The sequence below is a fragment of the Flavobacterium sp. genome, from assembly GCF_029242675.1.
In the GTDB taxonomy this organism is placed as follows: domain Bacteria; phylum Bacteroidota; class Bacteroidia; order Flavobacteriales; family Flavobacteriaceae; genus Flavobacterium.
Genome location: NZ_JAQWTM010000206.1, coordinates 1 through 8,695 on the forward strand (window position 1 = coordinate 1; position 8,695 = coordinate 8,695).

Consider the following 8,695-nt stretch of genomic DNA (forward strand, 5'->3'; position numbering starts at 1 on the left):
TCTTGTGGTAGCGATAGCGGACAAAAGAGATAGAGCGGATAGCTGGAAGTAGCTCCTAAAAAAAATACCGCAAATTAAAAATTAAAAATCTTTAAGAAATTACTTTACTCTGAAACTTTGCAGCTTTGAAACTCTCACAAAAGACTTACCAACTTTACACGAACAAGGAAAACTAAAAGAAGCTTCAAAAAATACCGCAAATTCGCAAATTAAAAATCTTTAAAAAATTACTTTACTCTGAAAATCTGCAGCTTAGAAACTCTGAAACTCCAAAAAAAAGACTTACCAACTTTATACAAACAAGAAAAACTAAAGAAGCTTCTAAAATACTAACGGAAAACGTAGTTCGTAATTAAAAACTAAAAAATATCTTCGTCGCAGTAGTCGTCGCAAGTAGCCCAGATAGCAGCGGAATCCTCTTGTGGTAGCGATAGCGGACAAAAGAGATAGAGCGGATAGCTGGAAGTAGCTCCTAAAAAAAATACCGCAAATTCGCAAATTAAAAATCTTTAAGGAATTACTTTACTCTGAAACTTTGAAACTCCTATAAAAGACTTACCAACTTTATACGAACAAGAAAAACTAAAGAAGCTTCAAAAAAATACCGCAAATTCGCAAATTAAAAATCTTTAAAAAATTACTTTACTCTGAAACTTTGAAACTCTGTAGCTTTGAAACTCCCAAAAAAGACTTACCAACTTTGTACGAACAAGGAAAACTGAAAGAAGCTCCAAAAAAATACCGCAAATTCGCAAATTAAAATTCTTTAAAGAATTACATTACTTTGAAACTTTGAAACTCTGGAACTTTGAAACTTTGAAACTCTGCAGCTTTTCCCTACTTTTGCAAAAATAATTTTTCACACTTAAACCGTTTATAGCATGCAACTGTATAACACTTTAAGCGCAGAAGAAAGAGCCATCATGATTGATGATGCGGGAAAACAAAGACTTACTTTGTCGTTCTATGCTTATGCGCAAATTCAAGATCCAACACAATTTCGTAACGATTTATTCCGTGCTTGGGACCCGCTAGTGGTTCTTGGTCGAATTTATGTAGCCAAAGAGGGAATTAACGCTCAGTTATCACTTCCGGCAGATAATTTCTATGCTTTCAAGGATACAATTGAAGCCTACGATTTTATGAGAGGAATGCGACTGAATATTGCCGTAGAACATGATGATCACTCGTTCTTGAAACTGACGATTAAGGTACGTGACAAAATTGTTGCTGATGGTTTGAATGACGATACTTTTGATGTGACCAACATTGGCGTGCATTTGAAAGCGAAGGAATTCAACACTATTTTAAACGATCCGAATACCATTGTAGTTGATTTTAGAAATCACTACGAAAGTGAAATTGGCTATTTTAAAGGTGCGATTACACCTGATGTGGATACTTTTAGAGAATCATTGCCAATTATCAACGAACAGTTAAAGGATTTTAAAGAGGATAAAAACTTGGTTATGTATTGCACCGGAGGAATTCGTTGTGAAAAGGCTTCGGCTTATTTTAAACACCAAGGTTTTAAAAATGTATACCAACTGGAAGGCGGAATTATTAATTACGCCAAACAAATCAAAGAGGAGAATTTAGAGAGTAAGTTTATTGGTAAAAACTTTGTGTTTGATCACCGCTTAGGCGAAAGAATCACTGACGATATCGTATCCCAATGCCACCAATGTGGTAAACCTTGTGATGTACACACCAACTGCATCAACGAAGGCTGTCATTTATTGTTTATTCAGTGTGAAGACTGTGCGCAGGCCATGCAAGGATGCTGTTCGCAAGACTGCGTAGATGTGATTCATTTACCAGAAGAGGAGCAAAAAGCGATTCGTCGTGGCGTGAAAAACGGCAATAAAATCTTCAAAAAAGGAAAATCAGATGTATTGACTTTTAAAAACAGAGAAACCAACCTTGATCCGTTAGCGTCAGTTCCCAATTTAGTAGATTTAACCAAGTCGAAAGCTTTGGCTAAAAAAGCGCCAAAAATCAAAAAACAGTACATAGGTAGTGGTACTCATTTTTATCCAAAACCAAGCATTGGTCAGTTCTCTATCGAAGAAAACGAAATCAATGTGGGCGATACGATCATGATTAAAGGAATGACTACTGGTGAACAACAATTAGTCATTACTGAAATGCAAGTAAATGACGTAAAGGCTGATAAGGCAGTTGCAGGAGATGTTTGTACGTTTCAATTGCCGTTTAGAATTCGGTTATCAGATAAATTATATAAAGTTTTAGATTAAGTTTAAAATCTTAAGATGTAAAATGCCTATTTCAATTCATTGGAATAGGCATTATTTATTTAAAAGTTTAAATATGAGGCCATCCTAAGTTTTGCAACTTTCGGTTAAAAAATACTATCTTTACGGATTAAACGTTTTAAGAACATAAGTTGTGCTAGTCACAACACTATATATAAAATTATGGCATGTACAAGTTGTTCAACTTCTGATGGTGGCGCACCTAAGGGTTGTAAAAATAATGGGACTTGCGGCACCGATAGCTGCAATAAATTAACGGTTTTTGATTGGCTTTCGAATATGAGTTTACCTAACGGCGAAGCTCCGTTTGACTGTGTGGAAGTACGTTTTAAAAACGGAAGAAAAGAATTTTACCGAAATACCGAAAAGCTGACCTTATCCATGGGAGATATTGTTGCGACAGTCGCTTCACCTGGACATGACATTGGAATTGTAACCCTAACCGGAGAGTTAGTTCGCATCCAAATGAAGAAAAAAGGAGTAAATCCTACAAGCAATGAAGTAGCAAAAATTTACCGAAAAGCATCCCAAAAAGACATTGACATTTGGTCAGCAGCGAGAGAGAAAGAAGAGCCAATGAAAGTGCGTGCTCGTGAATTAGCAATCGCACACAAACTAGAAATGAAAATATCTGATATTGAATTTCAAGGTGATGGATCGAAAGCTACTTTTTACTACACCGCTAATGATCGTGTCGATTTTAGAATGTTAATTAAAGATTTTGCTAAGGAATTCAGCACAAGAGTAGAGATGAAACAAGTAGGTTTCCGTCAGGAAGCAGCTCGTTTAGGCGGAATTGGATCTTGCGGTCGCGAATTATGTTGTTCTACTTGGTTAACTGATTTCAGAAGTGTAAACACCTCTGCAGCGCGTTACCAACAATTGTCTTTAAACCCTCAAAAGTTAGCGGGACAATGTGGTAAACTAAAATGTTGTTTGAACTATGAACTAGATACTTACTTAGACGCCTTAAAAGGTTTTCCTGATTTTGAAACTAAATTAGTGACCGAAAAAGGAGATGCTATTTGTCAAAAACAAGATATTTTTAAAGGATTAATGTGGTTCGCTTACACTAATAATTTTGCTAACTGGCATGTGCTTAAAATCGATAAAGTACAAGAAATCATTGCCGAGAATAAGTTAAAGAAAAAGGTATCTGCACTGGAGGATTACGCTATTGAAATCATTCAAGAGGTCGAAAAAGACTTTAATAATGCAATGGGACAAGAAAGTTTGACTCGTTTTGACCAACCTAAGAAAAGCAAACGAAACAATAAAAAACCTAAAAAGTCAGGCGAAAATGTTATTGTAGCCAACGCTAAAAAACCTTCAGATAACAAAATTGTTCCTAATAATAAAAAATCAGGAAACAGAAAACCTAACAACCCAAACGATAAAAAACCAGCTGTAACAGAGCCTGTAGCAGTAAGAAAACCTATAATTATTAAAAAAAATGAGACTAAAAAATAGTGTTTTAGTTTTTTTGATAGCAACTACTCTTTTTTCATGTGATAAAAAAAGAGTTTTTGATGAATACAAATCAGTGGGCGATGCTTGGCACAAAGACAGTGTGGTAAGCTTTAACTTGCCCGATTTAGATTCCACAAAACGTTACGATCTTTTTATAAACGTTAGAGACAATAACAACTATCCTTATAACAACTTATTCTTGATTGTTTCCTTAGAATTACCCAACGGTTTTACCAAAGTAGACACTTTAGAATACCAAATGGCTGACCCTGATGGCAACCTCCTAGGTGATGGATTCTCTGATATAAAAGAAAGTAAATTGTTTTATAAAGAAAATATACGATTTAGAGGAAAATACAAAGTAAACATCAAGCAGGCAGTAAGAGAAAGCGGCAAAGTTCCAGGCGTTACTAGCTTAGAAGGTATTACGGACGTAGGTTTACGAATTGAAAAAAAAGACTAGAATAAAATATGGCTACAAAAAAAAATAACAATCAAGGCAATACCCAAAAAGATTTTGCACATTACACCAAGACTTTTTGGAAATTTTTCTCCTATGGTATGGGGGGTATCATCGTTTTTTTCCTATTTGCCTCTTGGGGACTTTTAGGATCTATGCCTTCTTTTGAAGACCTAGAAAATCCAGATTCTAACTTAGCGACAGAGGTAATATCATCTGATAACGTAGTTATTGGGAAATTCTTTAGAGAAAACAGGTCTCAACTAAAATACTCGGATCTTCCTAAAAACTTAGTGGATGCTTTAGTGGCTACTGAGGACGAAAGATTTTACGAGCATTCAGGTATTGATGGTCGCGGAACGCTAAGAGCGATCGCTAGCCTTGGAACAAGTGGAGGAGCAAGTACCTTAACGCAACAATTAGCCAAGCAATTGTTTCACGGTGAAGGTTCTAAGTTTTTACCTTTTAGAATTATTCAAAAAGCCAAAGAATGGATTATTGCTATTCGACTAGAAAGACAATACACTAAAAATGAAATCCTTGCGATGTACTGCAACGTATACGACTTTGGAAACTATTCAGTTGGTGTTAGCTCTGCGGCACAAACTTATTTTTCTAAAACACCAAAAGAGTTAACGGTAGACGAATCAGCTATTTTAGTGGGTATGTTCAAGAACTCCGGTTTATACAATCCTGTTCGTAATCCGCAAGGAGTTAAGAACCGCCGTAATGTAGTTTTAGCCCAAATGGAAAAATCTAAAATGATTACTGAGGCACAAAAAATAAGACTACAAGCGCTACCTATTAAATTAAAATTCAAGCTTGAAAGCCACCGTGAAGGTACCGCAACTTACTTTAGAGAATACCTGCGTGACTATATGAAAAAATGGGCCGAAGAAAATAAAAAACCAGATGGCTCTGATTATGACATCTACAAAGACGGTTTAAAAATCTACACTACGATCGACTCTAGAATGCAGTTGCATGCTGAGGAAGCCGTAAAAGCACACATTGCCAACCTACAAGAAGAGTTTTTTATTCAGTCCAAAACCAATAAAAATGCTCCTTTTGTTAATATTTCAGATGCTGAAACCCAACGCATTTTGAAACAAGCCATGAAATCCTCGAATCGTTGGAACGTAATGAAAGGCATGGACAAAACAGATGAAGAAATCATAGCTTCATTCAACCAAAAAGTAAAAATGACCGTTTTTACCTGGAAAGGTGAAAAAGATACGACTATGACTCCAATGGATTCCATTCGCTATTACAAATCCTTTTTACAATCAGGTTTAATGGCCATGGAACCACAAACTGGGAATATCAAAGCGTGGGTTGGTGGAATCAACTACAAATACTTTCAATACGACCACGTAGGACAAGGAGCGAGACAGGTAGGATCTACTTTTAAACCGTTTGTTTACGCAACTGCTATTGAGCAGTTAAACATGTCGCCTTGTGACTCCATCATTGATGCGCCATTTACCATGCCGGCAGGACGTCACCACGCCACTGAGGCTTGGACACCAAGAAACTCTGACAACCAATACCGCGGAATGGTGACTTTAAAAAAAGCATTAGCGAACTCAATCAATACCGTTTCGGCCAAACTAATGGATAAAGTAGGACCTGAAGCCGTCGTAAAACTGACCAATAAATTAGGAATAAAATCTGATATACCTCTTCAAGCCTCGATAGCACTTGGAGCAGTAGACATTACAGTTGAAGATATGGTTGCTGCATACAGTACTTTTGCCAATCAAGGAGTATACACTAAACCTCAATTTTTAAACAGAATCGAAGATAAAAGCGGTGTGGTAATTTACGAGCCAATTCCAGAATCGCATGATGTTTTAAATAAAGATATCGCCTTTGCAGTCATCAAATTACTTGAAGGAGTTACTGAAGGTGGTTCGGGCTCAAGACTACGAACTGAATATGGTGGAAGCGGTGATAATAGATGGACCGGTTACCCGTATATGTTCAAAAACCCAATTGCAGGTAAAACGGGTACAACTCAAAACCAGTCCGATGGTTGGTTTATGGGGATGGTTCCAAATCTAGTTACAGGTGTTTGGGTAGGTTGCGAGGATCGTTCCGCACGATTTAAAACAATTACCTACGGACAAGGAGCAACTGCAGCCTTACCTATTTGGGGTTATTTCATGAAGTTGTGTTACGCAGACTCTGAATTAAAAGTTTCCAAGGAGAATTTCGAAAGACCCGCAAATCTATCTATTAAAGTAGACTGCTATACTGCACCAAAAGTAAAAGACACTACCGAAGTTCAAAATACAGATGAGTTTGAATTTTAATACTAGTTTCTAGGAGCTTTTTCCAGCACTACGCTTTATCTTTATAGCTGAACACCAGCTATAAAGGATGCCGCTTCGGTCTGGGCTAAAACACAATCATTCATTACATTATTTTAGATATAAAATTATGATTAATAAAAAAGTAAATACGGTACAAAAAGCATTAGAAGGTGTACAAGACGGAATGACCATCATGTTAGGCGGTTTTGGTTTATCAGGAATTCCTGAAAACTCAATTGCCGAACTAGTAACTAAAGGAACGACCAACCTAACTTGTATTTCAAATAATGCAGGAGTAGATGATTTTGGACTTGGATTGCTTTTGCAAAAGCGCCAAATCAAAAAAATGATCTCGTCCTACGTGGGAGAAAATGCCGAATTTGAACGCCAAATGCTTTCAGGAGAACTGGATGTCGAATTAACTCCACAAGGAACCTTAGCCGAAAAATGCCGTGCTGCACAAGCCGGAATTCCTGCTTTCTTTACTCCTGCCGGTTATGGTACCGAAGTAGCCGAAGGAAAAGAAGTACGCGAATTCAACGGAAAAATGCACATCATGGAACTGGCTTACAAAGCTGATTTTGCCATTGTAAAAGCTTGGAAAGGTGACGAAGCCGGAAATTTAATTTTTAAAGGAACAGCTCGTAACTTTAATGCCTGTATGGCCGGTGCTGCTAAAATCACCATTGCCGAAGTAGAAGAACTTTTGCCGGTAGGCGTGCTAGATCCTAATCAAATTCATATTCCGGGAATCATGGTACAACGCATTTTTCAAGGAGAAAAGTTTGAAAAAAGAATCGAGCAACGAACAGTTAGAAAAAAATAATTGAATCATAATTCAATACAACACTTAATTATCCTTAACCACTTGCTGGTCTAAATATAAAATTTATGTTAGGAAAAGAAGAAATTGCAAAACGAATTGCCAAAGAAGTACAAGATGGTTATTACGTAAACTTAGGAATTGGTATTCCCACATTAGTAGCAAACTATGTTCAAACCAATATCGCTGTGGAGTTTCAAAGTGAGAACGGTGTTCTAGGCATGGGCCCATTTCCTTTTGAAGGAGAAGAAGATGCTGATATTATCAACGCAGGAAAACAAACGATTACCACTTTACCAGGCGCTTCGTTTTTCGACTCGGCTTTGAGTTTTGGAATGATTCGTTCTCAAAAAGTAGACTTAACTATTCTTGGTGCTATGGAAGTAGCCGAGAATGGTGATATTGCTAACTGGAAGATACCTGGGAAAATGGTAAAAGGAATGGGTGGTGCAATGGACCTTGTTGCCTCTGCTGAGAATATTATCGTTGCAATGATGCACGTTAATAAAGCTGGAGAATCAAAAATTCTAAAAAAATGCAGTTTACCATTAACCGGTGTAGGATGCGTTAAAAAAGTAGTTACTGAACTTGCCGTTTTGGAAGTGACTTCAAAAGGATTTAAATTACTAGAAAGAGCTCCTGGAGTATCAGTAGAACATATTATAGCTTCCACTGAAGCAACCTTAATCATTGAAGGAGATATTCCTGAAATGATCATAGATTAATCACCACTTTATATCAGTTAAAAAAGCGAGTCGTTTGCATCACATTTAAACGATTTAAAGCTAAAAATAAATCTTCCCAATCGGACTAGACCATTTTCTAGTCCGATTTTTTTTGTCCAGTTTCAAAATTTGACTTTTTTTTCTTACTTACCGATTTTAGGAAAAAAATTAACACTCAACCTCCTATTTAAAACAAATGGCTTTATAGACCGTATAATGCAGAAAAAGTTAAAATAGCATTGCGTCATTCTCTGTTAAAATGTGAAAAAACAACAATACCTAAAATATTTTTCCAAAAATATAGCGGATGTCATAAATAATATTACATTTGAACAAGAAAATTTAACCTTTCATTAACCAAAAACAAACCTTTTTATGCAAAAAAAATTACTCGGAAAAATGAGCGTTATTGCGACTGTCTCATTATTTACACTTGCAGGAAATGCCCAAGATGCTGCAAAAAATGTAAAGCAAAAAATTGTTAATGACAATGGAGCTCCCTCTCTAATCACTTTTAATGAGCAATCGACTTACAAGTCTACAGATTCTCAAAAAGTGTTCACAGAACAATTAGGATTGAAGAAAACTTCAAATTACTCCAAAACCAAATCCGAGACGGATAAATT

General features: G+C 36.4%; 7 protein-coding genes. All 7 read left to right on the top strand.

Features of this window, described 5'->3' with window-relative positions; genetic code table 11:
• Positions 1–881: 881 nt before the first annotated feature.
• Positions 882–2,258, top strand: a complete 1,377-nt coding sequence (locus P8M54_RS07810) for a rhodanese-related sulfurtransferase (protein WP_300286937.1) — start codon at positions 882–884, stop codon at positions 2,256–2,258.
• A 180-nt stretch (positions 2,259–2,438) separates the two neighbouring features.
• Positions 2,439–3,746: a regulatory iron-sulfur-containing complex subunit RicT gene (ricT, locus tag P8M54_RS07815; RefSeq protein ID WP_300286939.1), complete on the top strand. Its 1,308-nt coding sequence runs from the start codon at positions 2,439–2,441 to the stop codon at positions 3,744–3,746.
• Entirely contained in the window at positions 3,730–4,209 is a 480-nt protein-coding gene (locus P8M54_RS07820) for a gliding motility lipoprotein GldH (protein WP_300286941.1), read from the top strand. Before ricT ends, P8M54_RS07820 begins: the two co-directional genes overlap by 17 nt.
• An 8-nt stretch (positions 4,210–4,217) precedes the next feature.
• Positions 4,218–6,521: a transglycosylase domain-containing protein gene (locus tag P8M54_RS07825; protein WP_300286943.1), complete on the top strand. Its 2,304-nt coding sequence runs from the start codon at positions 4,218–4,220 to the stop codon at positions 6,519–6,521.
• Positions 6,522–6,648: 127 nt separating this feature from the next.
• Positions 6,649–7,347 (top strand): CoA transferase subunit A, encoded by a 699-nt coding sequence (locus tag P8M54_RS07830; protein WP_300286945.1) that lies wholly within the window; start codon positions 6,649–6,651, stop codon positions 7,345–7,347.
• A 65-nt stretch (positions 7,348–7,412) separates the two neighbouring features.
• The gene (locus tag P8M54_RS07835; protein WP_300286947.1) at positions 7,413–8,069 is read left to right on the top strand and encodes a 3-oxoacid CoA-transferase subunit B; all 657 of its coding nucleotides are present in this window, start codon (positions 7,413–7,415) and stop codon (positions 8,067–8,069) included.
• A gap of 375 nt (positions 8,070–8,444) precedes the next feature.
• Positions 8,445–8,695: hypothetical protein (locus P8M54_RS07840; protein ID WP_300286949.1), on the top strand; the 251-nt coding region annotated here is incomplete at its 3' end.